Source organism: Alteromonas sp. KUL49, assembly GCF_006538345.1.
Lineage (GTDB): Bacteria > Pseudomonadota > Gammaproteobacteria > Enterobacterales > Alteromonadaceae > Alteromonas.
Genome location: NZ_BJKL01000007.1, coordinates 198,623 through 223,614, shown reverse-complemented (window position 1 = coordinate 223,614; position 24,992 = coordinate 198,623). Strand labels below are relative to the sequence as shown.

The 24,992-nt window shown below is 45.7% G+C and carries 20 protein-coding genes and 1 pseudogene; 14 read left to right on the top strand and 7 right to left on the bottom strand.

The annotated features are described in order from the left end of the window. The first annotated feature begins 19 nt into the window (after window positions 1-19). Together EYS00_RS13940 and EYS00_RS13935 are read left to right on the top strand one after the other, a co-directional pair. Complete coding sequence (locus EYS00_RS13940; protein ID WP_130637636.1) at window positions 20-685, top strand: HAD family phosphatase; 666 nt, start codon at window positions 20-22, stop codon at window positions 683-685. A gap of 131 nt (window positions 686-816) precedes the next feature. Then, a complete protein-coding gene (locus tag EYS00_RS13935) occupies window positions 817-2,124 on the top strand; it encodes a hypothetical protein (RefSeq protein ID WP_130637634.1) in 1,308 nt (435 codons plus the stop codon). Window position 2,125: 1 nt separating this feature from the next. Here the strand turns inward: EYS00_RS13935 and EYS00_RS13930 are convergent, their stop codons facing one another. Beyond that, the gene (locus EYS00_RS13930) at window positions 2,126-2,437 is read right to left on the bottom strand and encodes a hypothetical protein (protein WP_130637632.1); all 312 of its coding nucleotides are present in this window, start codon (window positions 2,435-2,437) and stop codon (window positions 2,126-2,128) included. Between the two features lie 120 nt (window positions 2,438-2,557). On the opposite strand from EYS00_RS13930, the gene EYS00_RS13925 reads away from it, so the two are divergent. Continuing rightward, window positions 2,558-2,749, top strand: coding sequence for a putative motility protein (locus tag EYS00_RS13925; RefSeq protein ID WP_130637630.1), 192 nt, complete (start codon window positions 2,558-2,560; stop codon window positions 2,747-2,749). 1 nt (window position 2,750) lies between these two features. Here EYS00_RS13925 and epmB read toward each other — a convergent pair whose 3' ends face one another. Beyond that, window positions 2,751-3,776 (bottom strand): EF-P beta-lysylation protein EpmB, encoded by a 1,026-nt coding sequence (gene epmB, locus EYS00_RS13920; protein ID WP_130637628.1) that lies wholly within the window; start codon window positions 3,774-3,776, stop codon window positions 2,751-2,753. 36 nt (window positions 3,777-3,812) lie between these two features. On the opposite strand from epmB, the gene efp reads away from it, so the two are divergent. The 4 genes and pseudogenes from efp to EYS00_RS13900 all read left to right on the top strand — a co-directional run bounded on the left by efp (window position 3,813) and on the right by EYS00_RS13900 (window position 8,930). Next, window positions 3,813-4,382 (top strand): elongation factor P, encoded by a 570-nt coding sequence (efp, locus tag EYS00_RS13915; RefSeq protein ID WP_130637626.1) that lies wholly within the window; start codon window positions 3,813-3,815, stop codon window positions 4,380-4,382. Window positions 4,383-4,654: 272 nt separating this feature from the next. Beyond that, window positions 4,655-5,622, top strand: a pseudogene (gene epmA, locus EYS00_RS13910) (elongation factor P--(R)-beta-lysine ligase). Window positions 5,623-5,775: 153 nt separating this feature from the next. Further along, a complete protein-coding gene (locus EYS00_RS13905) occupies window positions 5,776-8,340 on the top strand; it encodes a TonB-dependent receptor (protein WP_130637624.1) in 2,565 nt (854 codons plus the stop codon). An 83-nt stretch (window positions 8,341-8,423) separates the two neighbouring features. Then, on the top strand, window positions 8,424-8,930 hold the full coding sequence (locus EYS00_RS13900; protein WP_130637622.1) for a GNAT family N-acetyltransferase: 507 nt from the start codon (window positions 8,424-8,426) through the stop codon (window positions 8,928-8,930). Here the strand turns inward: EYS00_RS13900 and EYS00_RS13895 are convergent. Continuing rightward, window positions 8,927-9,538 carry a peptidylprolyl isomerase gene (locus EYS00_RS13895; RefSeq protein WP_130637620.1) on the bottom strand — a complete coding sequence of 204 codons (612 nt, stop codon included), beginning with the start codon at window positions 9,536-9,538 and terminating at the stop codon, window positions 8,927-8,929. The genes EYS00_RS13900 and EYS00_RS13895 overlap by 4 nt on opposite strands. A 14-nt stretch (window positions 9,539-9,552) precedes the next feature. Beyond that, window positions 9,553-10,734 (bottom strand): methyltransferase, encoded by a 1,182-nt coding sequence (locus tag EYS00_RS13890; RefSeq protein WP_130637618.1) that lies wholly within the window; start codon window positions 10,732-10,734, stop codon window positions 9,553-9,555. 192 nt (window positions 10,735-10,926) lie between these two features. Between EYS00_RS13890 and EYS00_RS13885 the strand changes: the two genes are divergently transcribed. From EYS00_RS13885 to EYS00_RS13875, 3 genes are all read left to right on the top strand, one after another. Beyond that, window positions 10,927-11,250 (top strand): BolA family transcriptional regulator, encoded by a 324-nt coding sequence (locus tag EYS00_RS13885; protein ID WP_130637616.1) that lies wholly within the window; start codon window positions 10,927-10,929, stop codon window positions 11,248-11,250. After that, window positions 11,192-11,839, top strand: coding sequence for a nucleotidyltransferase family protein (locus EYS00_RS13880; protein ID WP_242618773.1), 648 nt, complete (start codon window positions 11,192-11,194; stop codon window positions 11,837-11,839). The genes EYS00_RS13885 and EYS00_RS13880 overlap by 59 nt, the downstream gene beginning before the upstream one ends. Window positions 11,840-12,137: 298 nt before the next feature. After that, window positions 12,138-13,925 (top strand): polysaccharide lyase family 7 protein, encoded by a 1,788-nt coding sequence (locus EYS00_RS13875; protein WP_242618772.1) that lies wholly within the window; start codon window positions 12,138-12,140, stop codon window positions 13,923-13,925. Between the two features lie 36 nt (window positions 13,926-13,961). Here the strand turns inward: EYS00_RS13875 and EYS00_RS13870 are convergent, their stop codons facing one another. The 3 genes from EYS00_RS13870 to EYS00_RS13860 form a co-directional block, all read right to left on the bottom strand. Further along, complete coding sequence (locus EYS00_RS13870) at window positions 13,962-15,215, bottom strand: NAD-binding protein (RefSeq protein ID WP_130637610.1); 1,254 nt, start codon at window positions 15,213-15,215, stop codon at window positions 13,962-13,964. A 117-nt stretch (window positions 15,216-15,332) separates the two neighbouring features. Continuing rightward, window positions 15,333-16,661 carry a nitrate regulatory protein gene (locus tag EYS00_RS13865; RefSeq protein WP_130637608.1) on the bottom strand — a complete coding sequence of 443 codons (1,329 nt, stop codon included), beginning with the start codon at window positions 16,659-16,661 and terminating at the stop codon, window positions 15,333-15,335. Between the two features lie 288 nt (window positions 16,662-16,949). Then, window positions 16,950-17,237 (bottom strand): hypothetical protein, encoded by a 288-nt coding sequence (locus tag EYS00_RS13860; protein ID WP_130637606.1) that lies wholly within the window; start codon window positions 17,235-17,237, stop codon window positions 16,950-16,952. A 203-nt stretch (window positions 17,238-17,440) separates the two neighbouring features. Here EYS00_RS13860 and EYS00_RS13855 point away from each other — a divergent pair, with 203 nt between their 5' ends. From EYS00_RS13855 to EYS00_RS13840, 4 genes are all read left to right on the top strand, one after another. Next, on the top strand, window positions 17,441-19,006 hold the full coding sequence (locus EYS00_RS13855) for a SulP family inorganic anion transporter (protein ID WP_130637604.1): 1,566 nt from the start codon (window positions 17,441-17,443) through the stop codon (window positions 19,004-19,006). A 272-nt stretch (window positions 19,007-19,278) separates the two neighbouring features. After that, window positions 19,279-21,825 carry a nitrite reductase large subunit NirB gene (gene nirB / locus EYS00_RS13850; protein WP_130637602.1) on the top strand — a complete coding sequence of 849 codons (2,547 nt, stop codon included), beginning with the start codon at window positions 19,279-19,281 and terminating at the stop codon, window positions 21,823-21,825. A gap of 13 nt (window positions 21,826-21,838) precedes the next feature. After that, the gene (gene nirD / locus EYS00_RS13845; RefSeq protein WP_130637600.1) at window positions 21,839-22,192 is read left to right on the top strand and encodes a nitrite reductase small subunit NirD; all 354 of its coding nucleotides are present in this window, start codon (window positions 21,839-21,841) and stop codon (window positions 22,190-22,192) included. A gap of 51 nt (window positions 22,193-22,243) precedes the next feature. Further along, window positions 22,244-24,985: a nitrate reductase gene (locus tag EYS00_RS13840; protein WP_130637598.1), complete on the top strand. Its 2,742-nt coding sequence runs from the start codon at window positions 22,244-22,246 to the stop codon at window positions 24,983-24,985. The last annotated feature ends 7 nt before the right edge of the window (window positions 24,986-24,992 follow it).

The window sequence follows — 24,992 nt, the reverse complement described above, 5'->3', positions numbered from 1 at the left end:
CAATACACAAGGACGGGTGATGCCAGCATTAACACCAGAGGTTAATACCTTATTATTTGATCACGACGGCACTTTGATTAACTCAGAGAAGGCCCATTATGAAATGTGGGTTGAGGTATTGGCGCGCTACAACGTTGAGTTGAGTGAAGTCTATTACACCGACGTTATGGCTGGCGTGCCCACATCGCAAAACGCTATCGATGTTATTGAGCATTTTGATTTAGATGTTACCCCGCAAGCGCTAGAAGCCGAAAAGCTAGTATTAGTCAAAGCACTGCTAGACAAAGGGGCATTTCCATTGATGCCTTTTGCCAAAGAAACTGTGGAATACTTCCACAATAGAGGTTTTACCCTTGCCATCGTCACCGGTGGTAGTAAATCATCGGTACATAAAACTATTGAAACCTACGGTTTTTCTGAGTTTATTTCAGCGGTTGTGGCGGTAGAAGATGTTAAACACAGCAAGCCAGCACCAGAGTGTTACTTAAAAGCCATGACACTGTTGGGCAAAACATCGCAAGAATGTATTGCCATTGAGGATACCCATCACGGTATGCAAGCTGCTGTTTCTGCTGGGTTGAAGTGTGTTGCTATTCCCACCGAGCATTCTGCTCGCCATGACTTTGCCAAAGCTACAGTCATATTTGATTCACTACAGCACTGGCTCAGTGCTGAAACCCTTTAGGTCATCTTAGTTTTAACGTGAAAATACGTGCAATAAACCCCTAGTGACCGCAATTGCGCTTTAGCATTTGCGCTGATTCAGGGTAAACTAAAACTCGCTTATTTTTGTACGGCAGTAGTAACAGCGCAGCTATGTTCAGATTTTTCGGAAAACTTATCTCGTTCACCATAATACTCGTATTTATTCTCGCGATAATACTGGGTGGGTTAATGATTGCTGCTGTTGATAGAACACCTTTGGTTACGTCTAACGCGCCCAGTCAGCTTAATGATGCTGATAGTGTAAAAGCCTTACTAGCACAGTTGAATCACGCTTTTGCTGAACGTGAGGAAGGTCACAAGGTGACCTTATCAGAGGCACAGCTCACTAGCTTGGTGGGTATGCTGCAACGGGCTGTACCTAATGTGAAAGGCGACATTAATGTCACGCCTATGGGGGGCTCGGTAGCGGTTACTTTCTCTCCCAAGAATGTCAATCTTTACGTCAATGTCTCAACATTGATTCTTCCCGATGAATCCCTGTATGTTGATCACGTTAGTGTAGGGGACGTTACCTTGCCCGGTGGTGTGGTCATTTATGTGTTGGAAAAACTGGTTAATCACTTAACCTCGTCAAATGTCGCCTCGGTGGCGATCAGTCGTATCGAGCGTATCAATATGACTGATAACAATGTACATGTTGATGTTGCCCCGCTTGGGGATTTGTTCGCTGAACTGAATCAAGTATCTAGTCCTTTTGATGATGGCGATACACAATTGGAAGAGTTAACCGCTTACTACCTGCGTTATATTTCTGGTCGTGAAATTGCCCTTTCACCTACCCCTGTGCCCCTGATTGAATACTTGCGAGAAGGTATGGCCAGAGCTCGTGAGCAGAGCTCAACACCCGAAGAAGCCGTACTGCACAATAAGGCAGTGATTTTAGCCTTGGGCGTATTCGTTGGGCACCACAGACTGGGGGCTTTTATTGGTGACGTGCAACCAAACAGTGACAAAGCCCTAAAAGCGCGGTCTGAAGTGACAGTTCACAATCGTGCAGACTTAGCTCGCCACTTTATCTTGTCAGCTGCCATTCAGTTACTATCGGTAGATGATGTTTCATGGGCGATTGGTGAATTTAAAGAATTAGTCGATCGCGGAGAAGGCGGTTCGGGATACAGCTTTGTTGATTTAGCGGCGGATATGTCTGGTAACGAGTTCGCTCTTGTAGCCACTGACCCCGATAAAGCTCAAGAAGTACAAAATACTATTGCTCGTGTACGCACAGACAGCGATATTGTACCAAGTATTGCCGGATTACCTGAAGGTTTGGGTAAGGCTGAATTTGAGCAAAGGTATGGTGAGGTAGATAGCCCTCGTTATCGCGATGAAGTTCAGCGTATTCAGCGCCGTATTGATACGCTCTCACTGTATCAAAAAGCGTATCAAACCGGCGAATAGCTTACTTTTTGAGTGACGTTTGAAACTGCGACAACGTACTAAGCGCCAACTCAATTTTCTTTACTAGTGGCGGAAGCGCAGTTTTCGCTTCTTCCTCAGGCAATGTTTTAATGGCTTGCCAATCTTTGGCGATTTCTTCGATGTATGGGCCAAAGCGCTTTGCTGACGTGGTAAAGCCACTATCTGCGGCAAACACTGCAGTAAACTTTCCGTGTTGGGCTTGTTGCAAGCTATCTAAGATACCATCTGCGTCTAACGCCTTTCGGTGCAAGATTTGAAGGGTTTCTTGTAACTGTTGGTGTATAGCGTCCATAAAGCCTCAGAGTTTATTTAAAAATAAAGTTAAAGTTTCTCTTAAGGGTGTCGATACCCAAATGAGGTGGGCAATTCTGCCCACTTTTTTACTTTGCTACAAGCAACAAAGGAAATCGGTATGGATCTACAAGGTGCTAGTACCTCTGGAACGTCCGGTGCGTCTCTTGAGTTGGCTTCTCTGAAACTTGCTAAAGATCAGCAAAAAGAAGAGGGACAAGCGACGCTTCAGCTGCTGGAGTCAGCCGCTGACGTACCAAAATCGTCATCTGCAAACCCTGCGTTAGGGGCCAACATAGATACCTACGCATAGTTTACGGATGTAAGTGTAAGTCGATAGGCGTTTTGCCGGGTTGCCCACCAATCTCTCTGACGAGACGGGGCACCAAAAAGCCTGGCAGGCGCTTTATCGCTTTTTCCATAAGCACTCTTGCCTCGTCATCGCTCACGTAGAAATGCGATGCGCCCTGTACTTTGTCCAGTACGTGTAAATAGTAGGGCAAAATGCCTGCATCAAACAGTGATTCACTCAGATTAATAAGTGCCTCCCCACTGTCGTTAACTCCCTTAAGTAAGACCGCCTGATTCAATAATGTCACACCCGACTGCTGAAGCTTTTGCAAACGTGATTTTAGTGCTGCACTTACCTCATTGGCGTGGTTAATATGCAGTACAACTACGGTTTTTATTGGTAGCCTGGTTAACCATTGTACAAACTGGGTGTCGACACGCTGGGGTAACACCACGGGCAAACGGGTATGGATACGCAACCGCTTAACATGTTCAATGTTGGCTAATTGGTTTGCAAGCCACGAGAGCTGCTCATCCTTTGCCATGAGTGGGTCGCCACCTGAAAATATCACTTCGTTGATTTCAGGATGCTGAGCAATGTAATCAATGGTCTCTTGCCATTGTTGCTTATTGACCGAGTTGTCCCCGTAAGGAAAGTGCCGCCTAAAACAATACCGACAGTTAACCGCACACCCAGTGCGAACCATGAGTAATACTCGCGATTCATACTTGTGTAAAAGCCCTCGACCTGCGGTGTCGTGTTCTTCCAGTGGATCTTCTGAATAGCCTGGCGTGCTTAAAAATTCATCGCTTAAAGGCATCACCTGTAAAAACAATGGGTCCTGCGGGTTACCTTTTTCCATCAAATCGGCGAAGTGTCGTGGTACGCGCATGGGAAAAAGTCGTCGAGCTTTACTATGTTGAGTATAAGATTCAGTGTCGAGTTGCAGATAATTCACTAAATCGAGAGGATCGGAAAAGCTCTGAGCTAATTCTTTTTGCCAGTTAGACTCTACAGAAATCGCTTTTTTAGGTATTATTTGTGACACGAAGTATTTTGTACCTTATGTATATTCAGAGGAATTATGGCTAATTACAGCACTAACGAGTTCAAAGGCGGCTTGAAAATCATGCTCGACGGCGAACCATGCAACATTTTAGAAAACGAATACGTAAAGCCGGGTAAAGGTCAGGCATTTAACCGCGTTAAAATTCGCAAGCTTATTTCTGGCAAAGTACTAGAAAAAACCTTCCGCTCTGGTGAAAGTGTTGAAGGTGCTGACGTAATGGATACGGAACTTGCCTACCTGTATACCGACGGCGAATTCTACCACTTTATGAACAATGATACATTCGAACAAATCGCGGCTGACGAAAAGGCGGTTGGTGAGAATGTTAAGTGGTTAGTTGAAAACGATGTTTGTACTATCACTCTGTGGAACGGTTCACCTATCACAGTAACGCCACCAAACTTTGTTGAAATAGAGATTACTGAAACTGACCCAGGCCTTAAAGGTGACACTGCAGGTACTGGTGGTAAGCCTGCAACGTTGGCAACGGGTGCTGTGGTTCGCGTACCATTATTCGTTCAAACCGGCGAAGTTATTCGTGTAGACACGCGTTCAGGCGAATACGTAGGTCGCGCGCAAAAGTAATTTTGAGTGTAAGCTATGAAGAGGGGCTCAGCGTGGCTTAATGCAAGTAGCTTCAGCGATAAAAGGTTGTCTCGATCTCACTGAGGGAAAGCAATAAACTTTTTACAGCACGCAGTAGACCCTTCCATGGGGCTCGGCCTCGGCATCCATGCCGAGGACGGCCGTAAAAAGTCCATCACTTCCCCTCGCTTACATCGAAAACCCTGCTAATTGACCGACATTGCTCAGCCTAGCCTCTCTTTTTGTTTCAATTTCACCGTTTTAATATTTCTATGACCCAATGGCAGCCATCAACGTCTCACGAAGCTCGCGTGGCGAGAGCAAATATGCTCAAGACAATCCGCGCTTTTTTTGAAGCACGTAATGTACTTGAAGTGGAAACACCTTTGTTGTCATCGGGTACAGTAACTGACCAATACATCGATGCATTCTCCACAAAGTTTGACTTTTCTCAGGCGGGTGCGAGCAAAACACTGTTTTTGCAAACCTCTCCCGAATACGCCATGAAACGATTGTTATGTGCGCAAAGTGGAGCGATTTATCAAATTTGTAAAGCGTTTCGTCATGAAGGCGAAGGGCGATGGCACAATCCTGAGTTCACTATGTTGGAATGGTATCGACCAGGGTTTGACCATCACCAGTTAATGGATGAAGTCGACGCGCTGTTAATGTCGTGCCTGAATACGAACACCTCAACAAGATTGACGTATCAAGCGGCGTTTATGAAGTATGTTGGCATAGACCCCCTTGATGTCAGCGATGATATTCTCGTTAGGGCAATGTGTGAGCATGGGATTGATATCAATAAGCCGGAACAGCTCGATACCGATAGCAAACTTCAACTGTTGTTTTCTCAGGTAGTAGAGCCAGAAATTGGTAATGACTCACCGTGCTTTATTTTGGTTTTCCCGCCTCACAAGCGGCATTGGCCAAGGTAAATACAGATGACCCGCAAACCGCAGACCGTTTTGAGGTGTATTATCAAGGCGCAGAACTCGCTAACGGGTTTCACGAGCTCAGTGACGCAGACGAGCAGCGCTTGCGCTTTATCGAAGATAACAAAAAAAGACGTGAATCAGGCCTACCCGAGCGCCCCATTGACGAAGCGTTTCTTGCCGCACTTGAATCAGGTCTGCCACCTTGCTCCGGCGTTGCCTTAGGAATCGATAGATTGCTCATGATTAAAACCGGCGCGTCGCATATTCAAGACGTCATCAACTTTACTGTCCATCGCGCATAGGCCTTCCTATTAGACATATACTACTAACGATAGTTATGTCGCTTGCCGCAATGCTTAGTGAGTAATCTTTTTTAAGTTGACTTTAAAATTGCACATTACAACAATGATATAACATCACGCATTTTATAAATAATACTTACAAAGGAAACACACATGAGATTGCCGTCGCTCTTGAGCTTGACGATAGCAGGTATTCTTTCTAACTCTGCTTGGGCAACTACCGTTACGGGTAAAGTTACCGATGAAATGGGTAAACCTGTTGCTGGTGCTCAAGTTAACATCGAAGGTACACGCCGAGTCGCAATGACTGATGAACAAGGGATGTATCGCTTTGATGGCGTTAAACAAACCCATATCCATCTACACGTTTACTCAGAACAATACATTCACGGCGACAACGATTTAGGTGAAGTCGAGGGTGACCAAAACGTCGACTTCACGCTTAAAGCCTCTTCAGTAGAAAACATAGTCGTTACCGCAACTGCGTTGGAAACCTCAGTATTGGAGTCAGTTACGCCTGTTACTGTACTCAATGCAGACGCACTGCGTCGTGTAGAGGCTGCAACACTGGGTGAAACGTTGAAGTCTACACCAGGTGTACACAGCACTTACTTTGGCCCTGTGTCTAGTAGCCCAATTATTCGTGGTAACGATGGTCCACGAGTGAAGATTGTACAAAACGGCTTAGATGTCTCTGACGTTTCACGAGTTGGTCCGGACCACAATGTTGCTAGTTCATTGGCTAGCGCTACTCAAGTTGAAGTCCTTCGTGGTCCAGCAACCTTGCAGTACGGAAGCGGCGCCATTGGTGGTGTGGTCAATGTGGTTGATGGACGTATCCCACAATACCTTCCTGACGCAGTGTCTGGTGAAGCTGAACTTAGCTATAGCTCGGTTAACGAAGGTAAATTCGCTAGAGCGGATATCTCAGGTGGTGCAGGACAGTTTGCATGGCACATCGACGGTTACTCAAGAGATACAGAAAACGCAGATATCCCCGGTTATGCGTCAGTTGACCCTGATGAAGATGAGCCTAACGGTATTCTTGAAAGCAGCGCAATGGAAACCACAGATTTTACTGCGGGTTTGTCGTATGTTGCAGAGGAAGGCTATTTCGGTTTCTCAGTAGAGAAACTGGACAATTTATACGGCGTTCCTGGACATTCTCACGGTCATCACGACGAGCATGAAGAAGAGCATGGCGACGAAGAGCATGATGACGAGCATGGCGAGGAGGAACATGGCGAAGAAGGCGTGATGCTCGACGTTGATATGACGCGCTATCAAGCTGCGGGTGAGTGGCACTCTCCTGTACGCGGTATCACTAATGTGAAATTTGCTGCGTCTTACACAGACTATGAACACGTTGAGTTAGAAGAGGGCGAAGTAGGTACTTTGTTCTCAAATGAATCGAATGAAATTCGCTTGAGCTTCTATCATGAAGAGATCAATGGTTGGCACGGTGTATTTGGGCTACAAACCCAATACAGCGATTATGTGGCAGAAGGCGAAGAGGCCTTTACTCCAGCGAATACCATGGACAGCATGGCATTGTTCCTGATTGAGCAAAAGAAAGTGGGTGATGTGACCTTTGAACTCGGTGGTCGTATTGAATTCACAGACTTTGATGCAGAAGACATGGAAATTGAGCTAGCCCTTGAGCATCATGACGAGCATGACGAAGACCACGACGATGATCATGATGAGCATGAAGACGATCATGAAGATGAAGATCATCACGATGACGACCATGATGATCACGATGAAGACGAAGATCACGACGAGCATGAAGCCCATGAGTTCAGCTTTGATACGTATGATTTCTCTAGTGCATCACTCTCAGCGGGCTTGAATTGGGAGTATGCTGAAGGCCAATCTGTGGCAGTAACACTATCCCGCAGTGAGCGTGCGCCCAGCCAACAAGAGCTCTTTTCAGCGGGTCAGCATTTGGCTACGCAAAGTTATGAAATTGGCCTTGTATTCGATCTTGATGAAGACGGTGAAATTCACGATGAACTCAATCGTGTGGAAAAAGAGGTCAGTACTAACCTAGACGTTACTTTCCGTAAATTCACCGGTGATTGGGGTTATAGTGTGTCTTTCTTTTATAACCAAGCCGATGATTATGTGTTCCAGTCTAATACTGGTCTAATTGCATTGGCCGAAGCTCATGAAGAACACGGTGATGAACATGAAGAAGAGCATCACGAAGATGAACATCACGATGAAGATGAGCATGGTCATGACGAGGACGGCCACGACGAAGAAGGTTTACCCGTTTACTACTTCCAACAAGCGGATGCAGATATTTGGGGGATGGAAGCCGAGGGATATTATGACTTCTCTCAAGAGCTACGTTTAACCTTGTTCACCGATTTTATTCGTGCTGAAGTTGAGAGCGAGAGCTTGCCGCGCACACCGCCTTTGCGTTTTGGCGGTAACCTGAGCTATGAAGGCGCTGCGTTAAGTGCGGATCTTGGTGTGACTTGGTATGACGATCAGACTAATGTGGCATCGTTTGAAACGGGCACTGAGGGTTACACCTTAATTGACGCCAATGTGGAGTATCGTATGACTACACAGAATGTTGATTGGGTGTTCTTCGCACGTGGTAACAACCTAACCGATGAAGAGGCTAGGGTTCACACTTCATTCTTGAAAGACCAAGCGCCACTGCCAGGTAGAAACCTGACTGTTGGAGTAAGAGCTAGCTTCTAAAGTTTTAGAAAATAAGGCTTTTAATTACTGCGGGCCGCCATCATACTCACTGACTAATCGTTAATGAGTAAGGTGCGGCCCGTATGCATTTTTCTACACGTAGACTGACCTTGTGTGCCCTTACATCCGATGATGCACCTTGGCTACTCACGCTCAATCAAGACCCATTATGGTTGCGATTTATCGGCAACCGTGGTGTTCACTCTATTTCCGATGCTCACCAATATATAGCGCGTTCTACAGCTCACTTAGATGAATGGAACTACGGCTTACTTGCAGTGAAAGACGCACATTCGAACACGCCTTTAGGGTTATGTGGGCTGATCAATCGTTTCTTATTTACATGCCCTGACCTCGGGTTTGCATTACTGCCAGAAGCAAGAGGAAGAGGTATTGCAAAGGAAGCTTGCAATACAGTTATTGCATGGGCCAGAGACGAGCTAAAGTTTGATTATCTCACAGCCATGACTCATCCAGAGAATCTTAAGAGTCAGCAAGTGCTAGCGTCACTGATGTTTGAAAAACGCGGGAAGCTCTGTGTTGATACTGAAGGCCCACAGAGCTTTTTTAGATTGAATTTACGCGGTTAGTACTCTACCGGCGGTAGCACAGTGATTTTCTTGATGAGGATCTGCTCAACAGGCACGCTGGTGGTATTTAATTCAATAGAGTATTCCGTTTCGACCTCTGAGATTGCATCTAACACAGCTTCACCCTCGACAACCATTCCAAAAACCGAATAGCCCCAGCTTCTACCAGGATCTAGGCTTTCGTTATCGTTCATATTAAAAAAGAACTGACGGGATGCTGTATGTGGGCCGTTTAAACGCGCCATCGAAATAGTGTGTAAGTCGTTTTTCAGACCACTTCCCGACTCATTAAATATCTCACCATAACTGGGCTTTTCACGATAGTCAGGCGTGTAACCACCACCTTGTATGACAAAGTTAGGATCAACACGGTGGATAAGTGTATTTTCATAACTGCGCTTATCAACGTAACGCAGGAAGTTGTTTACTGTGATAGGTGCTTTTCGGCGATCAAGTTCGACGATGATATCGCCCATACTTGTCTCTATTTTTACTCGAGGGTAATAATTATCAGGCTGAATATGTGAACCATCTTCCTTGGTAGCTGCGAACACACTTAAGCTAAAAATGGCAGCCAATAAAAAGCCGATAACCAATCTGAGTTTCATTACGAAGAATTCCTTTAACGTTTTGCTGCTACTAAGATAACGAATTTCTTATCACTGGCAAGTACCTTTACGCCACCAAAAAGGCGTTTTAACTTAATGTGATAGTCCAGGTGTCGGTTGCCTACCACCACTAAGTGACCCCCAGTACGCAACAGTGCTTTGGCGTCACTAAACATTTGCCAGGCGATATGGTCGGTAATGGCATTCTGTTGATGAAACGGTGGGTTACAGAACACTTTTGAGTACGACCTGGTATTTTCGGTGTAAGGTGTAACCTTATCAAGCAACGACTCTAAACAATTACTGGCAACAAAACTACACTGAGCGAGTTGTTCAGGGAAGTTGGTTTCAACATTTTTCTTCGCGCTGTCGATGGCCATAAAAGACTCGTCTACAAACGTCACTTCGCACTCGGGGGCTAGTGCAAGTGCGTTTAGTCCCAGCACACCGTTACCGCAGCCCAAATCTATGACTTTATCGGTGTTCTCTACCTGCATGTGCGGCATCATGATACGCGCGCCAATATCCAGTGATTGGCGGGAGAATACATTGGCATTGTTAGACAGTGTCAATGACGTGCCATTTTTTGCGTTGCATGTCCACACTGTAGGGTAGGGGGATACGTGATGTTTCTGTGTAGTAAATTCACTAAAAATCAGTCGAGATTTCTTTTTCGCTAGCGATGTTTTTGTAGGGCCAAGGTAGTTCTCAAACAACCCCAGTACAGACTTAGTGACGCTTTTCACTTTACCCGCAGCAATAATCCGCGTGTTTGGTTTAACGATACTTTGTAAATCAATCAGCTGCTGCTCGAGCAATGCCAGTGCGCGAGGTACTTTTATAAGCACCAAAGTGGGTGAATCATCAATATCTGAGAGAGGAGCTACGCTGGTTAATTCGGTTACCTTTCCTTCCAGATTATTCGCACTTACATTCTCATGCAGCGAACGTGTCGAAATATAAGAATCAGACACCCAGTGCGGATTATGATGAGAGAACCAGCAACCTAGTGCGCCAAAATCATCATTAAAAATGAGGATCTTCTGCTCATTGTTGTCATTTTCTAGGGTGGTTTCTACATGCTCAATGAGCAACTCGTCTGCGCTGTCCCAGGCTTGTAAGCTTTTGTGTTGATGCTTCGCTGGGTAGCGAACCAGTGTAAAGTGGCGATCAGCCAGAGAGAATGCCGTGTTCATTATGTGTCTTCAGTGCTAAGTCAGTAGAGAGCGTAACGCCGTAAGCGCTTACGAGGCGTATTATCCGCGATGGTGGTTCATAGAGCAAGCAAGGGAGTTTAGACGAGTTCACTACTCGGAATAGAAAGACACAAGAGGTACTGGGATGATAGAATCTGTGTACTTTGTAGTTGTATAAATGAGCAAACCATTATGAATGTTAAAGCTTTCATTGAAGACAAAATTGTTCCAGCGCTTTCACCGCGCTATTTAGAAATACTTGATGAGAGTTACATGCACAATGTCCCTGATGGTGCTCAAAGTCATTTTAAAGTCACTGTCGTTTCAGACGCATTCGAAGGAAAGCGCTTGATTGCTCGCCATCGAACCATCAATGGTTTAGTGGCTGAAGCACTGGAAGGCCCAGTACATGCGTTAGCCTTGCATACCTACACTGCCGATGAGTGGAAAGCTCGCGGTGGCGAAGCCCTTGAATCGCCTAAGTGTTTGGGGGGAAGTAAGCTCGACAACCAATAACACGGTGAGCGTTGTAGCAGGGTATTCAAATCTTGTCAGTGATATTCTGCTCTCTGACGAATTCCGCGTAGGCTGTTTACATGCATTGAGAGACTGTCAGCTACCTCAAGGCTATATCGGAGCGGGTTTCGTTCGCAACGCCATTTGGGATCATACGCACAACAAGACGGAATTAACTCCACTCAATGATGTAGATGTGGTCTATTTCGATAAAAATGATGTGTCGATCGACACTGAAAACCGCGTTCAAAGCTACTTAACGGAACGCCTCCCAAAAGTACGATGGCAAGTTAAGAATCAAGCAAGAATGCATCAGAAACATGGGCATTCGCCTTACATCAGTACTGAGCATGCTATCTCTCACTGGATTGAGCGAGAGACCTGCGTCGCAGTGAGGTTAACTTCTACTGGAGCTTGTGATGTTATCGCGCCCTTCGGATTAGCGTGCAACTTTGCCAATACCATTACGCTAAACAGCCCCGCCAAACTATCGCCTATATTCATTGAGCGCATTGTCAACAAAGGGTGGCAAACACGCTGGCCCAATTTACAGGTGTGTGGCATAGCCCTTAGTTCATCATTGCGCTGATAGAAAATCATTTCGCAAACCACCTCAGTGACCATTGCTTCTTCGCATTGAAATATGATGCGCCGCAATATCTCCTCTCCTCTTTAATATTGGTTAACCAATTATTTAAATGTTACGGACAATTTAATATTTTGTTATTACCATTTTTGATTCTTTGTTTTACAATGAAGAAACATTTGGTTAACAAGCTGCCAGATGTTACTTGGATTGAGACGTGTTTCACATGACAAGGCTTCATATAGAAAGGGATTCGTTGTTTGAGCTTCACATGCGAACACACAACATAGGAAAACAAAGAATGAAATACCCCCTACGCGCGACTGTGCTCTCGAGCTTACTTGTGCCCATGACCGCATTAGCAAACGTGACTTTGGATAACCCCGGATTTGAAAACAACTTTGATGGATGGGCCGACACTGACCCTTCAGCAATATCCGGTGTAGCAAACTCTGGTAGCAGATCGGTAAAGATAAGTGGATCAGCAGGCAGGGTTGAACAGTCTGTTGCTCTTACTGCAAACACCAATTACACCCTTTCTGCTTTTGTGCGCGGAAACGGAACACTAGGCGTTCAAGGAAGTGGAATTAGTGCTTCGAACAATCATTCGAGCAGCGATTGGGAACAGGTCACTGTGACGTTTAACTCGGGAAGTGCGACCTCTGCCACTATCTATGGTGCATACAACGGCGGGGAAGGACGTTTCGATGATTTTACATTAACTGCCGGTAGTTCAAGCACGCCGCCTGATAACGGTGGAACCGACCCTGTGAGTTGCCAAGGTAGTGATACCTTGACCATCAATATGGCGACTGACAACGGCACCAACGATGGAAACGTACCGGCAAATGCTATTGATGGAAATTTGGCGGCTACCTCTCGTTGGTCTTCAAATGGCATTGGTAAGCAAATTACTTTTGATTTAGGGGCTACCGCTGAAGTTACAGACGTCCGACTGGCTTGGTACAAGGGCGACCAACGCAGCGCGTACTATGAGATAGATACTTCCCTAGATGGCCAAAACTGGACCTCAGTACTAGTCGCAGCCCAATCGAGCGGCACAACACAAGGTTTTGAAGATGTGGATGTGTTAGACAGTGACGCTCGATTTGTGCGGGTAACCGGACAAGGCAACTCGTCAAGCAATTGGAATAGTTTGATTGAAGCGCAAATTATCGGTTGTACTGATGGTACTGATGGGGGGACAGACCCAGTTGATCCACCACCAACCAACCCAGGTAATCTCGATCCTAACCTTCCGCCATCAGACAACTTTGATTTGCTCGATTGGACTTTAAGTGTTCCTATTGATACTGACGGAGATGGTAAAGCTGACACTATTAAAGAGGGTCCTCTCAGCAGTGGATACGAGAATAGTAGCTTCTTCTATACGGCCACAGATGGCGGTATGGTCTTCCGAGCGCCAGTAGCAGGTGCGAAAACCTCTACAAATACTAGTTATACTCGCTCTGAGTTACGTGAAATGTTACGCCGAGGCGATACTCAATACGCTACCAAAGGCGTTGGTGGTAACAACTGGGTATTTGGTGATGCACCTTCGAGTGATCGTAATATTTCTGGTGGTGTTGACGGTACATTAGATGCAACCTTATCGGTAAATCATGTGACTACCACGGGTAGCAGTAGCCAGGTAGGTCGAGTGATTATTGGTCAAATTCATGCCAACGACGATGAGCCTGTGCGCTTGTATTACCGCAAGTTGCCAAACAATAGCAAAGGCAGCATCTACATTGCTCATGAACCCAATGGCGGTAGTGATCAATGGTATGAAATGATTGGTAGCCGCTCGAGCAGCGCATCAAACCCGAGTGATGGTATTTCACTAGATGAAGTATTTAGTTACCGCATTGATGTTTCTGGCTCTACATTAACCGTAACCATCATTCGCGACGGCAAAGCAGACGTTGTTGAAACTGTTGATATGAGTAACAGTGGTTACACCAGCGGTGGACAATATATGTATTTCAAAGCTGGCGTTTATAACCAGAACAATACCGGGAATGATAGCGACTACGTGCAGGCAACTTTCTACAAGGTTGAGAACAAGCACAGCGGTTACGCATTTTAACAAAGCCTATACGCGCCCACTCATTGGGCGCGTTTTTTACACCCCACGTTTATCTGACACATCAAGCCAATCTGCGGGAAAATTCTCTCGAACTAGCTTATTAATACTGACGTTAAGTATGTCGTTTTGCTCGCTAACTGCAGTGGCAAACTTAGATGGTAAGTAGCTACGGGCAATCACCATGGCACCGGGATACTTGCGCTTGATCCACAATGAGGTTCTAAAGTTATCCTCTTCTGAATCGGTACATAGAATAATGACTGGTTGTGAGTCTTTGAGATCTACGTTGGCTCGCAATTCTTTCCATACTTGAGGGTGCGATATTGGGCCTTCAAATACTTCACGTCGGCAAAAGTTGGTTAAGTTGTTTTGTTCATCAACAACTTGAATACGACGCTTAGCGTCCACGCCGATAATGGCAATGGTATCAATTTCTTCTTTCGCACTGTATTGAAGCTCTTCAAGTATGGTTTGTCCAAATACACCAAACCCCGCAATAACGACTACATCTTTTGGCGTGGTTTCCAAAAAGTGCGTATTCAGATGCTTTTTCACCAACGCAGAGGCTGCGAGTTGATAGGCATTAAAGTTGATACACAGCTTAGCTACATATGAATCGGCCATCGAGCGCATAAATCGAATACTGTTACAGTGAATGATGATGTTGTTTTGAAGCTTTGGCTCTAAGTCGAGAATTTTGTGAGCGGCTTCGTAATTTTGAAAGTTATCATCACCCAACAGAATGACTTTCTTAGCACATTTAAGATGTAAGCGTTGTAAGAAGAAGCTTCGTGTAATATCGCCCCTGACAATCTTTGCATGGTAGCGACGCCTGAATTCAACCTCTCTCAACTGGTCAAAATCATTGTCGATAATCAGTAAGTTTGCAGAGGGAGAGACTCGTCGAAACTCTTTCACAAAAGACACAGCTAGTTCCCCTGAACCGGCCACAATAACGTGGTTGCGGAATCGTTGAAAACGCCAAGTATGTGGCGAAAGGGTCTTAACCACAGCTTCAATGATGGTTGATGCTGCGAGAATTGGAGAGCCAAAGTAACTGATCCACAATAAAGTGCGACTGAACAATGGACCGCCTTGAGGAGTACCCAAGTCTAACCCACCCATCACAAATAGCCCCAAGCTGTAATAGGCTTTTGTGAGTGCATCGGCTGCGTGTACATCGGGCCTTTCTGACAAGCCCACGCCGGTTAAGAAACCGAAAAATGCGCAAAAGAAAAGTACCGCCGCCACTGACCAGCGCCAGCTTACTCTCATGCTAAAAAACGACAAAATACACGTCCCTTGGAAAACAGTAGTTCACTTTGTTGAGTGTATTTTATTCCTTTGCGGAAGTTAAGTATTGAAAATACGGAGAATTACTCTTGAGCCAGTGCTCGCGAACACACCTTAGCCGTTAATGACATGAGGTTTGCTTTTCTTGTCTATTGCAACCACTACCCGCTCAGCTATTTCTGCCAGCTTTTTATTCTCGTCCATGGCTTGCTTTTGTAGTCGTCGATAGGCTTCGTTTTCACTGAGTTGCCATTGTTGCATGAGTATCAGTTTGGCACGATCAATAAACTTATGCTCTGCGATAGCACGTTTCGCATCTTCAAGTTCTCGCGACATATCTTTGATGTGCTTTGCTTGCCCTTGAAGTAAATCGTAAAACGAGCGGTGGGCAGAAAGCCCTTTGGTTTTTACTCCTAGAGGTGTGTGGTCATCGTCCTGACCTTCGTGCATGCCGTATAATCCTGGCATTGTTGGGTCGAATAGCATGGTAAGTGGTGAGCCGTCAGGGGCGTTCTCTTCAAACAGCTTTTCGAGTAGCTTTTGATGGTTTTTCATTTCGTTCTGTGCATTGTTCACACTCTCAAGCGCGACTTCTAACAAGCTCTGCGTCAGCGCGTTTTCGATAGCACGCATGGCATCAATACGTTTAGTCGCTACTTCAAACCATACTTCGCTGAGTTCGGATGAAATCGGGCGACCATCGGCGAGCTGCCTAATCATTGTGCGCAAACGGTCAATATCTTGGTTCATCGAGCTTGAGCCCAATAATGCCCATGCTTTCTCTTGAGAGGGCGGGGTGAACTCACAAAACAATGAGAAGTGGTGGCTTTGTGCTTGTTGGAGAGCTTCCATTTTGTCGCAAATCAGATTGTCAAAATGAGACTCTGCAAAGCCTATGGCGCCCCATGCCCTCTCTTGCCCAGCAAACTCTTTACCTTGCATAAAATTGAATAGGGCGACAAGTAAACGAGTGATTTGAGGATGACTGGCGATATCCGCAGCCTCGAATATCACGGTGAGCAATCCAGCCACGAGTCGACAATAGGCTTGGGTTGAATCAAGGGGAGATAAGGTTAGATCGTGAATTTGCTTACGCAAGACGGGTAAATGGTCAACCCCCTGAAGTGCTAATGTAATGCTACTTAGTAACCTTGGATTTGCATTGGTGCCACTGTTATTCAGATAAAGAGACTTTAACTGACTGCGAAAAGTTTCTTCTGCCAAAGTACTCGATTCTATTTGCTGAGCGCGCTGTTCGCCAAAACGCTCTCCCTTTGACGCTAGATAGATATTACTCGAACCACGTTCACGCTGAAGTTCGTGCACCATATCTTTCACAGCAATAACTATACGGCAGTTGCTTGCCAGCTGCTCTAGTACACTAATTTCGGCACGCTTTGCTGATAACAAAAAACGCTTGGTAGTATCACTGCAGTTCTTCATCGGGTTTTCTCTCGAGTGTTTGAACAGAGCGTAAAACGCTCAAAAACGATCAAACCATATCTGCAAGCAAGGCTTATGCCTTCATTATCTTGGGAAAAGGGTAAAAAGCACTTTTAATGGGATGCTTATCTTACTGATTTTAATGACTATTATCTTATGTTAACCAAATGAAAACTAAAAGTGTGCAGTGTTTTGCTTTATATTGGTGCATCAACTGTGTGGTGCTGCAACTTGGTGCATTTAGATAGGCGTAATTTATTGTGCTTAATGTCTATGTGATTCTCTTCACTATTGTCTGATTATGCGAATAAACCAACCAACAAACAAAGAGATAAGCAGAGCAAAAAAAGAAATTAGTAGAGAAATCATTCCTAATCTGCCGCTGAAATCTGGGGTTTCTCCCGTGTTCTCACTGACTAGCATTCCCGATGCATTGAATATATACAAGGACGCCAGCGATACAAGCAGTATCACAGCGGTAGACATGGCAGTAGCACGCCAAAAATTTTGTGGAGCTAACCAATGTAAAATGGCGGCAATGAGTACAGAAATACCCGTAAGAAAGTAGGGAACCACACTTTATCCTTTTGTAGTAGTGAACGCCGATAGTACGTTGAGAGCAATGAAAGCGCAACACAGGCGGTGGGCTTAACATTCTATTAAAAGATTTTCAGGTTTAATGGTGATAGAATCGCCGAAATATTCAACTCACACTATTTGTGTATAGGCGAGCCCTTTGGCAAACGGTGTTCAATCAACTTATCGACCTCTGAGAAAACATGTTTGATTTAATTACAAATCGCGACAGCAATGTGAAAAACGATGTGCTGTCGGGTATTACTGTGGCACTTGCGTTAGTGCCTGAAGCCGTTGCATTTGCTTTTGTGGCCGGTGTAGAACCTATGATTGGTTTATACGCTGCGTTCATGATGGGATTGATCACTTCTGCTATTGGCGGTCGCCCAGGAATGATCTCTGGCGCAACAGGCGCTATGGCGGTAGTCATGGTGGCGTTGGTCGCGCAACACGGTGTGCAATACCTTTTTGCTGCGGTGATATTGGCTGGGTTGCTCCAAATACTTGCCGGCGTGTTCAAGCTGGGCAAGTTTATCCGACTGGTGCCTTATCCGGTCATGCTAGGTTTTGTGAATGGTTTGGCCATCGTGATTTTTCTTGCCCAGTTAGGTCAATTCAAAGTGTTGAATGACATGGGTGAACTCACCTGGATGCAAGGCTCTATGTTGTATTGGATGGTTGGCCTAGTAGCGCTGACAATGGCCATCATATACCTGTTACCCAAGTTAACCACCGCTGTACCTGCGTCATTGGTTGCTATTATTACCGTGACCGCGTTGGTACATGGCCTCGATTTAGAAGCGCGCACCGTCATCGATTTCGTACGCGATTTATTGCCAGCGGACCAAAAAGAAGGTGCAACCTTGGCAGGTGAACTGCCTACATTCGCAATCCCAATGGTGCCATTCACCTGGGAAACCCTCATGATTATTTTGCCTACCTCGATTATTTTGTGTCTTGTGGGCTTGATTGAATCTTTGCTAACACTGTCGTTAATTGACGAAATGACAGACACCCGTGGTCGCGGAAACAAAGAATGCGTTGGCCAAGGCGTAGCCAATACAGTCAATGGTTTCTTCGGCGGTATGGGCGGCTGTGCCATGATCGGGCAGAGTATGATCAACATCAATTCAGGTGGTCGTGGTCGCTTGTCGGGTATTACTGCGGCAACCGTACTGCTTGGTTTCATTTTGTTTGCAGCGCCTCTCATCGAGATGATTCCTCTTGCTGCACTTGTTGGTGTTATGTTTGTCGTTGTTATTGCCACCTTCGAGTGGGCATCGTTCCGCATTATGCGTGGTGTAAACAAAGAAGACGCATTTGTTCTATTCTTGGTAACTGCGGTTACTGTCATTGCTGATTTGGCGGTTGCGGTAGTAGTTGGTGTGATTGTTTCTGCTTTGGTGTTTGCGTGGAAGCATGCGAGAAATATTGAAGCAAAGCATCACATCGACAATGACGGATGGAAAGTCTACGAGCTTCAAGGGCCATTGTTCTTTGGCTCTGTAAGCCACTTTAAAGATTTATTTGATGTGACTGGCGATCCAAATGACGTGGTTATCGACTTTGTTAACTCGCGAATTTGGGATTCATCAGGTATCGACGCGCTTGATTCGTTGGCCGATAAATACGAGCAGCAGGGTAAGAAGCTGCACATCCGCCATATTAGTGATGAATGTCGTAGTTTATTGCGCAATGCTGATAAGTTCGTAGAGATTAACGTGAATGAAGATCCACGTTATCGCGTTGCGACGGATAAACTGGCATAAATTAGTGCACCAATAATGGTGGTTTTGCTACTGTTTGGTGCATATACCCATTAACTTCCTATGGGTTTATTTAACAAACTGCATATAAATCAACGATATAATTTTTGGCATTAAAGTTGTAACAATAATTACGTGTATGTGTTGAGTGAATATCACTCGTTTAAAATGTGTTCGTTGTCGGTAGTGCTGCCGACAACACAAAAGGCAACGAAGCCCACACCAATGAAAATTGGCGTGGGCTTTTTTTTGTCCCGAATAAAAAGGGAGAGAGCATGACTACTTCAAATTCAAAATTAAAAGTGTTGGTTGTTGGTAATGGCATGGTGGGTCATCACTTTGTTGAACAACTTCACGCAAGCAATGCAGACGCTGAAATTACCGTATTAAGTGGCGAGTCTCGACTAGCTTACGACCGCGTTTACTTATCGTCGTATTTTTCTGGCGCTACCGCTGATGACCTAGCGCTTACCGACGGTAAAACCTATGACGGATGGGGCGTAAACTATGTATTGAATGCCATGGTGACTGAAGTAGACCGTGCAAACAAGTCTGTCACTACCCAGAGTGGCGAAACTTACAGCTATGACAAACTCGTTCTTGCTACTGGCTCTTACCCTTTTGTTCCGCCAATCCCTGGTAATAACCAAGAACACTGCTTGGTGTACCGCACCATAGAAGACTTAGAAGCGATTGAATCATCGGCTCGCGAGAGTAAAGTCGGCGTTGTTGTCGGTGGTGGTTTGTTGGGACTGGAAGCGGCCAACGCGCTTAAAGAAGCAGGCCTTGATACTCACGTTGTTGAGTTTGCACCTCAGCTTATGGCTGTTCAGTTAGATGAAACTGGCGGCAGTGTATTACGTCAAAAAATTCAAGATTTGGGTGTGAAAGTGCATACCCAAAAAGCAACTCAAGTCATCGAAGCGGGAGAGAGCTGTAGATATCGTATGGCGTTCGCCGACGGCACATCTCTTGAAACCGATATGATCTTGTTCTCTGCGGGTATTCGTCCGTCAGACCAACTAGGTAAGCAAGCCAAACTCGATATGGGCGAGCGTGGCGGTATTGTGATCAACGACCAGTGTTTAACCTCTGACCCAGACGTATATGCCATTGGCGAATGTGCGCTTTGGGATAACAAGATTTTTGGTCTTGTGGCACCGGGCTACACCATGGCGAGAGTAGCGGTAAGTCACTTACAAGGTGAAGGACTGACCTTCGAAGGTGCTGATATGAGCACCAAGTTGAAGCTTATGGGTGTTGAAGTAGGCTCTATTGGTGATGCTCACGAAAGAACCGAAGGTGCGCAAAGCTATACTTACTACAACCAGCCAGACGGTGTTTATAAGAAACTCGTAGTTGATGCCGAGCAAAAGCATGTGCTTGGCGCTGTATTGGTGGGTGATACCAGCGATTACGATACCTTACTTCAATATGCATTAAACGGTATTGAGCTTCCTGAAAATGCAGAGAGCTTGATTATGCCTACAGGCGGAGAAGCGCCAGCGTTAGGTGCCGATGCATTACCTGATAGCGCAACGATTTGTTCGTGTCACAACGTTGCTAAGTGCGACATTGTGAGTGCTATCGACAGTGGTAGTTGCAGTGTTGGTGACGTTAAATCAGCGACTAAAGCAGCAACCGGTTGTGGCGGCTGTGCGGCACTACTGAAAAACGTGGTAGACAGCGAGCTAGAAAAACGCGGTGTTGAAGTATCTAAAGCCATCTGTGAGCACTTTAACTACACCCGCCAAGAGCTTTTCCACATCATCAAAGTGAACGGTATTAAAACCTTCGATGAGTTACTAGAAAAACACGGTTCAGGCCTTGGTTGCGACGTGTGTAAACCAGCAGTGGGGTCTATCCTGGCGTCTGTTTACAACGATTACATTCTCAATCCGTCTCACTTGCCATTGCAAGACACTAACGATACCTACCTAGGTAACATGCAGAAAGACGGTACTTACTCTGTTGTACCTCGTGTGGCTGGCGGTGAAATTACGCCTGAAAAGCTCATTCTTCTTGGCGAAGTAGCGAAGAAATTCAACCTCTACACCAAGATTACTGGCGGTCAACGAATTGACTTGTTCGGTGCTCGTGTTGAGCAGTTGCCTGATATTTGGGAAGCGCTTGTTGCTGGTGGTTTTGAAACTGGTCACGCCTACGCCAAAGCACTCAGAACGGTTAAGTCATGTGTAGGTAGCACATGGTGTCGATACGGGGTTCAAGATTCTGTGGGCGCGGCTATTGAATTAGAAAACCGCTACAAAGGTTTACGTGGACCTCACAAAATTAAGTTTGCAGTGTCAGGCTGTACCCGTGAGTGTGCCGAAGCACAGAGCAAAGATATCGGTGTTATTGCGGTAGAAAATGGCTGGAACCTTTATGTGTGTGGTAACGGCGGTATGAAACCTCGTCACGGCGACCTTTTCGCAACCGACCTAGATACTGAAACCCTTATCAAGTATATCGACCGCGTGTTGATGTTCTACGTACGTACCGCAGATCGTTTGCAGCGCACCTCAGTGTGGATGGACAACTTAGAAGGTGGTCTAGAGTACCTTCAAGACGTGGTGATTAACGATGCATTGGGCTTAAACGAAGAGTTAGAAACGCAAATGCAAGCGGTGGTTGACGCTTACCAGTGTGAGTGGAAAACCACTATCGAAGACCCTGAAGCTCGTAAGCGTTTCCGTCAGTTTGTTAATAGTCAAAGTACAGATTCAAACATTCAATTTGTTGATGAACGTGGACAAATTCGCCCTGCAACAGAAGCTGAAAAGTTTGCAGGTACTAAAGCCATTCCCGTAGAAGTGGTGTAAGGAGAAAATTATCATGACTGCAAATACCGAATTAGCGCAACGCTGGCACGAAGTGTGTGATGAAACTGACCTTGTTGCAAACAGTGGTGTATGTGCACTGATTGACGATCAACAGGTTGCTATTTTTAGCTTCTACAACAAAGGCGAGCGCTTTATTTACGCCATTAGCAACTACGATCCAGTGGGCAAAGCAAACGTCTTGTATCGCGGCTTACTTGGGTCACTCAAAGATGAGCCAGTGGTAGCGTCTCCGCTCTACAAAGAACACTACTCTCTAGAAACAGGTAAGTGCTTTGAGCGCGATGATGTTAGCGTGATGGTTTACCCTGTTAAACTAGAGGGAACACGGGTCCACGTTGCCGTTTAACGGCAACTTATCCGTCGAAGTAGTTAACTAGCTGTATTGTCCGAGGCGAAAATGAATATACCTGCTCCAATAGTCAAAAAAGTTGCACCTCAGCTAAGGCAAAGTACTTGCCCGTATTGCGGTGTTGGCTGTGGAGTAGACATTAGTTGCAGCGGAAACGGGCGTGCCTTATCCCTGGACAAGGTTAGCGGCACGCCTGAGCATCCGGCCAATTTTGGAAGATTGTGTGTTAAAGGCACAAATCTGTTAGAAACAAATGATCTCAGTGGTCGTTTGTTGAGCCCAACCATAGCAGGTGAAGAGGTAGATTGGGACACGGCTACCTCCTTTGTTGCCGAAAAAATGGCTCAGGCCATTTCTGAATATGGGCCGGATGCCGTTGCTTTTTATGTATCGGGACAGCTATTAACCGAAGACTACTACATTGCCAATAAATTCATGAAAGGCTATGTGGGTAGTGCCAATATTGATACTAATTCTCGCTTGTGTATGTCATCTGCAGTAGCTGGCTACAAACGGGCATTTGGTGAAGATGCGGTACCTTGTTCGTATGACGATCTGAGTTGTACTGATTTGTTGGTGATCACTGGAAGTAATGCGGCGTGGGCACACCCTGTATTATTCCAGCGAATGCAGCAAGCTAAATTACGCAACCCAGAGATGAAGATTGTTGTAATCGATCCACGGGCTACCGAAACCACGTCTATCGCTGATTTACACATTCCTCTTAAGTCTGGGTCTGATGTGGCGCTATTCAATGGCTTGCTAAATTACGCGAATGAGCAAGGCGCAATAGACAAAGAGGATGTGCAATCGTTCACCAATAATCTAGATCAAGCCCTCGCTAGTGCCAGTGAAGCTACATTAGCTGCCGTTAGTGAAATCTGTGATGTAGATGCAGAGCTACTTGAGACGTTTTATGATTGGTTCGTGAATTCACCAACAGCAGTGACCTTCTACTCAATGGGAATTAATCAGTCGGTGGCGGGTGTTGATAAAGCCAATGCCATCATTAATTGTCATCTTGCATTGTCCCATATCGGTAAACCAGGAAGCGGTCCGTTTTCAATAACAGGTCAACCTAATGCCATGGGTGGGCGCGAAGTGGGTGGTCTTGCCAACATGCTGGCTGCACACAGAGATATCGAAAATCCAGCGCACAGAGACAGCGTTCAACGCTTTTGGAAGTCGCCTGCAATGGCCCAAGAGGCTGGGTTAAAAGCCGTCGATTTGTTTGAAGCTGTTGAGTCTGGCAAAGTGAAATTCGTTTGGATAATGGGGACAAACCCCGTGGTGAGTATGCCTAATCGCCACCAAATCGAAGCAGCCTTAGCAAAGTGTGAAACTGTAGTGGTTTCAGACATAGTCGACACCAATGATACCCTCGCGTTTGCGAATGTCGCTTTACCAGCTACTGGATGGTCTGAAAAAGACGGTACAGTGACGAATTCGGAACGTTGTATTTCTCGCCAGCGTGGGATGCTGCTTCCTCCAGGGCAAGCAAAACACGACTGGCAAATCATGTGTGATGTTGCGTGCAAAATGGGCTTTGAAGAAGGCTTTACTTTTACCACGCCACATCAAATATTCGACGAGTACGCACAGTTAACTGAGTGGGAAAACAACAACGAAAAACTGCTCAACTTGGGTGGCATGGTAGGCATGTCACAACAAGAGTACAATCGATTAACTCCAGTTCAATGGCCCGTCAAACGCGGTGAAGAACACCTGTCTAGTAAGCGACTGTTTACCGACAGACGTTTTTCAACGCCCAATGGCAAAGCGAACTTCGTTGCTGTTACCTATAAAGCGCCGCAACAACAAACATCAGCTGAATACCCGTTTGTGCTTAATTCGGGCAGAAGCCGAGATCAATGGCACACGATGACGCGCACCGGTAAAGCGGCGAAATTATCTTCACACATGCCGTATGGTCACTTACATATTCACCCTACTGATGCACAAGCGTTATCAATTACTGAAGGGCAGCTGATTAATATTACCAGTGAGTCCAGCGGAGAATCGGGGTGTATTTATCCCGCTAAAATTGACAGTGGTCAGCGCAAAGGGGATGTATTTATTCCTATTCATTGGTCGAAGGTATGGGGATCTCACTGTGCGTTAACCCGTTTGTACGCACCTGCAACGGATCCTTTATCGGGCCAGCCTGAGCTAAAACACGGTGCAGTGACTTTAGCGGTTCAAGAGTTCGCGAGTTATGGTTTGCTTGTGACTAGCGATGAAACGACCGCGGAAGTAGTGACACAACATGCTGACTATTGGACCAAAACACCAATGGAAAACAGTGAGGCATGGCGCCTGGCATCCAACGCAAGTGCAGCATCTTGGTTAAATACACTGCAAAGTGCGCTTCCTGAATCTTACACTTTCTATCGTTTTTCTTCGGCGAAGAACAGCGTTTTAGTTGCCGCGAGTGATGAGAAATTTTGCTTTGCAATAGTGGTAGGCAAAGATACCACAACACTGAATCCAGAAGGCAAAGTACCTACCGCATGGCTGAGTAGTTTGATGGGGCAAGAGGTATCAGAAACGTCGGTTGCATCTTTGCTGCGCAGCGAGCCTGACGAAGCCTTCTTAAATGGACCAACAGTATGTACATGTTTCAGTGTACGGACAAAAACCATCGAAAATGCTGTGAAGACTGGCTGTAGTACGGTGGACGAATTAGGTCAGAAACTCAAGTGCGGTACCAATTGTGGTTCATGTAAGCCTGAGCTTCAGCAGATTATCGATAAACAAGTGTTGAGTTTGGTTGAGCCTTCAATTCAATAATTTTACT

Coding starts and splice junctions, on each gene's coding strand:
- EYS00_RS13940 (WP_130637636.1), top strand. CDS start 20: ATGCCAGCATTAACACCAGAGGTTAATACCTTATTATTTGATCACGAC.
- EYS00_RS13935 (WP_130637634.1), top strand. CDS start 817: ATGTTCAGATTTTTCGGAAAACTTATCTCGTTCACCATAATACTCGTA.
- EYS00_RS13930 (WP_130637632.1), bottom strand. CDS start 2,437: ATGGACGCTATACACCAACAGTTACAAGAAACCCTTCAAATCTTGCAC.
- EYS00_RS13925 (WP_130637630.1), top strand. CDS start 2,558: ATGGATCTACAAGGTGCTAGTACCTCTGGAACGTCCGGTGCGTCTCTT.
- efp (WP_130637626.1), top strand. CDS start 3,813: ATGGCTAATTACAGCACTAACGAGTTCAAAGGCGGCTTGAAAATCATG.
- EYS00_RS13905 (WP_130637624.1), top strand. CDS start 5,776: ATGAGATTGCCGTCGCTCTTGAGCTTGACGATAGCAGGTATTCTTTCT.
- EYS00_RS13900 (WP_130637622.1), top strand. CDS start 8,424: ATGCATTTTTCTACACGTAGACTGACCTTGTGTGCCCTTACATCCGAT.
- EYS00_RS13895 (WP_130637620.1), bottom strand. CDS start 9,538: ATGAAACTCAGATTGGTTATCGGCTTTTTATTGGCTGCCATTTTTAGC.
- EYS00_RS13890 (WP_130637618.1), bottom strand. CDS start 10,734: ATGAACACGGCATTCTCTCTGGCTGATCGCCACTTTACACTGGTTCGC.
- EYS00_RS13885 (WP_130637616.1), top strand. CDS start 10,927: ATGAATGTTAAAGCTTTCATTGAAGACAAAATTGTTCCAGCGCTTTCA.
- EYS00_RS13875 (WP_242618772.1), top strand. CDS start 12,138: ATGAAATACCCCCTACGCGCGACTGTGCTCTCGAGCTTACTTGTGCCC.
- EYS00_RS13865 (WP_130637608.1), bottom strand. CDS start 16,661: ATGAAGAACTGCAGTGATACTACCAAGCGTTTTTTGTTATCAGCAAAG.
- EYS00_RS13855 (WP_130637604.1), top strand. CDS start 17,441: ATGTTTGATTTAATTACAAATCGCGACAGCAATGTGAAAAACGATGTG.
- nirB (WP_130637602.1), top strand. CDS start 19,279: ATGACTACTTCAAATTCAAAATTAAAAGTGTTGGTTGTTGGTAATGGC.
- nirD (WP_130637600.1), top strand. CDS start 21,839: ATGACTGCAAATACCGAATTAGCGCAACGCTGGCACGAAGTGTGTGAT.
- EYS00_RS13840 (WP_130637598.1), top strand. CDS start 22,244: ATGAATATACCTGCTCCAATAGTCAAAAAAGTTGCACCTCAGCTAAGG.